5 protein-coding genes and 1 pseudogene are annotated in these 3,441 nt (G+C 51.4%); 3 read left to right on the forward strand and 3 right to left on the reverse strand.

Features of this window, described 5'->3' with window-relative positions:
• A pseudogene (locus tag GOB86_RS15960) lies at positions 1-238 on the forward strand (IS481 family transposase); the annotation flags it as partial.
• Here GOB86_RS15960 and GOB86_RS15055 read toward each other — a convergent pair.
• From GOB86_RS15055 to GOB86_RS15065, 3 genes are all read right to left on the reverse strand, one after another.
• Positions 221-619: a tyrosine-type recombinase/integrase gene (locus GOB86_RS15055; RefSeq protein WP_082779659.1), complete on the reverse strand. Its 399-nt coding sequence runs from the start codon at positions 617-619 to the stop codon at positions 221-223. The pseudogene GOB86_RS15960 and the gene GOB86_RS15055 sit on opposite strands and share 18 nt — an antisense overlap.
• A gap of 224 nt (positions 620-843) precedes the next feature.
• On the reverse strand, positions 844-1,233 hold the full coding sequence (locus GOB86_RS15060; protein ID WP_011251552.1) for a PIN domain-containing protein: 390 nt from the start codon (positions 1,231-1,233) through the stop codon (positions 844-846).
• Entirely contained in the window at positions 1,233-1,499 is a 267-nt protein-coding gene (locus tag GOB86_RS15065) for an AbrB/MazE/SpoVT family DNA-binding domain-containing protein (protein WP_016738498.1), read from the reverse strand. Before GOB86_RS15065 ends, GOB86_RS15060 begins: the two co-directional genes overlap by 1 nt.
• Positions 1,500-1,707: 208 nt before the next feature.
• Between GOB86_RS15065 and GOB86_RS15070 the strand changes: the two genes are divergently transcribed.
• Both GOB86_RS15070 and GOB86_RS15075 read left to right on the forward strand, forming a co-directional pair.
• Positions 1,708-2,301, forward strand: a complete 594-nt coding sequence (locus tag GOB86_RS15070) for a recombinase family protein (protein WP_124296605.1) — start codon at positions 1,708-1,710, stop codon at positions 2,299-2,301.
• A 452-nt stretch (positions 2,302-2,753) separates the two neighbouring features.
• Positions 2,754-3,296: an OsmC family protein gene (locus GOB86_RS15075; protein WP_062272169.1), complete on the forward strand. Its 543-nt coding sequence runs from the start codon at positions 2,754-2,756 to the stop codon at positions 3,294-3,296.
• Positions 3,297-3,441 lie beyond the last annotated feature (145 nt).

The raw sequence follows: 3,441 nt of genomic DNA on the forward strand, positions 1-3,441 counted from the left end.
CTGTGTCTCAAACCATGAAGATCTGGAAATTCTGCTCAGAGGCTTCTGTTTCGCCTACAATCATCGCCCGCAGCGTGTTCTGGGCGGCATCGCTCCCGCCCAATGCATCATTTCATGGCTTGAAAAACATCCCGCGTCACGTAATCAAGACTATATCAAACTGGCTGGTCGTGACATCATGAAACAGGTCGACGAAATCCTTGATTACGCCAATGACGTCTCACAACCTGACACTTAGGCGACTTGGAAAAACATACTCATTCAGGCCACCACCGCGATGTTCCAGCCACGCCCGCACGCTTTCCCGCGTTGTTTCTGTAATTTCGAACTGTACAGGTCGCCGGGTTTTCTGCTGGACGACCATGGCTCGGTGACGCACCTGACCGCTGGTCACGATGTCGCCGATACGAAGGCTGACAAGATCGCAACCTCTGAGCTTGCTATCGAGAGCAAGATCAAACAAAGCTCTGTCTCTGACACGCTGTTCGCTCCCCAGCCAGAACCGAATAGCCCAGACGTGCTTTTCTTTGAGCGCTCGCTTGGCGCCAACCATTTTCCCTGCATTCCAAGGTACGGACGCCTTCAGCGTAGGCGATGGAAAACGCGTTTTCTTTTCCATGATACTTTCTCCTGATCAGCTGCAGATGCAGCAATCAGAAGTCTGGAAAGGATCTCGACGGATAACGAGAACTATTGCTGACTGTCCGCTTTCCGGAAACCCGCAAGGCTCCGTTTATGACCTACATGGAGGCGTAAGCGGTAGGTCCGCTTTTTCTAGCAGCTCCCCCGGGGTTTGGGTGGCTGCGGAACAGAAAACCTACACAAGATTTACAACCAGTAAGTCTATCGAATGAGAACCACTTCAACGCCGATTGCTTCAGCAATTTCAGCCCATGCCCGATCTGCCGTGACCGCAGGGAGATCCAATTTTTTAGCTAATGCCAGACAGGCGCGGTCTCCGTGGCTGAGACCGACCCGCTTGGTTGCATCGCGCATTAATCCGGCCGTCAGAGCCAGGTTGTGATCAAGAGGCCGCACGTCTAGGCGCAGAGCTGCGATAAGTTCGGATATTCCTTCGGCCGGGACGCCTTTATCAACAGCCTTAGAAACGATTTCCTGCAGGTTAACGGCGGAGATGGCTGCATCTCTCAGCCAGCGCCGAGCTTCTTCAGCTCCCGTTTCTTCGTTCAGGTCCGCAAAGACAGCGGACGTGTCGATGACGCAAATCGGCATCAGCGCTGCACCTTATTGTCATGGTTATCCAGCGTATTTTCTGCGCGTCGTTCAGCAATGACTTCGTCGGCAATCGAGGTCCCGGCCGGGACATATTTTCGGAACAATGCTCTGGCTCGATCAAGCGAGGCATCGGGTGTTATCAACCGAACCTCCCCGTCCACGATCTCCGCCATGACTTGGCCGCCTTTTTCGACGCCAAGTGACTTGCGCAGACCCACCGGCAGGACAAGTCGGCCATTCGGCATAACATTGACACGAATCATATTACTGATCTCCGGCACCATAAGGTTAAGGCCTCAGTCGAGGTCATATTTACAATGTAGGTCATTTTATGCGTCATTGCCATAAGTTACTCCTGTCCGAAAACGATCGTTTTCGGACAGGGGTAGAGAGATATGTCCGTAAATTACCTTTATAGCATTCCGGACATAGTTCATATTTCGGACATCCTATTCGGACGAAATGAGCCCCATGCCACGCACCTTTGCCTATGTTCGCGTCTCAACAGTCGGGCAGACGACCGAAAACCAGATTCAGGAAATTGAAGCAGCCGGTTTTCGGGTTGAGCCGCGTCGCGTCGTTACCGAAACAATTTCCGGGAGTACATCCATCGCGCAACGGCGTGGCTTTGCTCGCCTCATGGATAGACTGGAAGCTGGAGATGTTCTGATCGTGACCAAGCTTGATCGTCTTGGTCGCGATGCGATGGATGTCAGCACCACGGTTAAAATGCTGGGAGCCATGGGAGTGAAGGTTTACTGTCTCGCTCTTGGTGGTGCTGATCTGACCAGCTCGTCCGGCACAATGACGATGCAGGTTCTGAATGCTGTTGCACAGTTTGAACGGGATCTGCTGATTGAGCGGACGCAGTCCGGCCTCAGACGAGCAAAGTCAGAAGGAAAAACCCTGGGGCGACCTTCTGTACTGTCAGAAGGTGAGAAGCAAAGCGTCCTCAAAGACCTGGCGGAGGGTATGAGCGTGTCTGCACTAGCCAGAAAATTTTCTACAAGTCGCCAGACTATTATGCGGGTTCGAAGTGAAAGCTTTCCCCTCGGTTCCTCCTAACTGCAGGTCCGCTTACGCCTCTTCTCAGACATACAAATTTCCATGTGTCATGCCCTGAAAATGATTTTATAAATTCAAACAATTATCATATCGCTAATTACACTATTTTTAATGATTGTTTAGCTTCACATTTGCTATTTTTAATTTTATTTTATTGTGAATTATATTATTCTGCAAAATTAAATGTTAATTGACTAGCGGTGATGCAAAATGCCCTCTCTCACACACCATATCTTGCTCCTGTTATCTCCACACCCTGCCGCCACAAATGTAACCCGACAAAGCTGACAAAGTTGACAACTGGCGAACTCTATATCCCGCAAGGCTGAAATTTTTTCCAAACAAAACAATGCATTGTCTATTTTTTATAAAAAAGTGTGGATTTGTTTGGGAGAGAGAATAATCTGATCAGGCCATGAGCCGGCAGACCACTTAAAGGGACGTCCTGACAAATGAACAAGACAGAAACCGTAACATCCTACCTGCGCCCGATTGACCGCGACGGGCTACTTGAATTCGGCAACAAAGGTTGTTCCAATCCGGATGGCTACGGCACCAACAAGGTGCATACCGTGTGCGAGGGCCAGTACCGCACACTCAGCTATGTGGGCGATCACGCGCCGGTCGTCGTGGATGAACCCCTGCACCTTTTCGGCCAGAACACGGCCCCCGCCCCGGGCGAGATCGTGCTGTCGGCCCTTGGCGGCTGTCTTGCCGTGGGCATTACGGCGGTTGCGACCTATCGTAACGTCAAACTGAGCAAGCTCGAACTCTGGATTGAAGGGGATATCAGCAACACGGCGGCATGGGGTGCCGGTGGTGCGGACCGCAAGCCCGAGCAGATGGGTTTTCAGAAAATCCGTGTGAAAATCGCAGTAGAAGGCGATGCCTCCCGGAAGGAACTGGATGAAATTGTCCAGCATGCCAACTACTTTTCGCCGGTTGCAAACAGCATGCGCAACCCCATTCCCATGACAATCGGTCTTGTCGACTAAGGCGGCCTCGCTTTGTCACCCACGCAATCAGGAGCTTATACCAACCATTGTTTGGCCTGACTCACGGGGTACCCATCGGTTTAAAAATGTGATTCACAGGATGCTGACCATTCTCTGAAGGAGGCATTCTGGATGGGCAGCCCTC

Origin of the sequence: Acetobacter lambici (genome assembly GCF_011516885.1) — a bacterium.
GTDB lineage: Bacteria > Pseudomonadota > Alphaproteobacteria > Acetobacterales > Acetobacteraceae > Acetobacter > Acetobacter lambici.